General features: G+C 40.1%; 1 protein-coding gene. It reads left to right on the top strand.

Going from position 1 to position 252, the window contains the following annotated elements:
* On the top strand, positions 1-252 hold a 252-nt coding region (locus Q5L94_RS13975), incomplete at both ends, for a hypothetical protein (protein ID WP_317498954.1).

The raw sequence follows: 252 nt of genomic DNA, 5'->3' as shown, positions 1-252 counted from the left end.
GAACCTGAAAGCAGTTAATAAGAGCATTGCTTTATTCAATTGCGAAAAGAAAGTCTCAGGCGTTATTCACTCAAATTCAACTGGCGAAACTACTGTGATTCTCGACGGTGGATATGTACTCGGAAAGTTCGACTGTCCTCATTGTGCTGTAGAAGCCATTTCGCTGCTCACAGTCAAGGTAAGTGATGGAGAACAAGCAGGGTTTGGTAATTACCGAAGTTACAAGATTGATTACTCAGAAAAATTTTATCA

The organism is Idiomarina sp. Sol25, from assembly GCF_033052775.1.
Lineage (GTDB): Bacteria > Pseudomonadota > Gammaproteobacteria > Enterobacterales > Alteromonadaceae > Idiomarina.
This window is presented reverse-complemented; position numbering and strand designations above follow the sequence as displayed.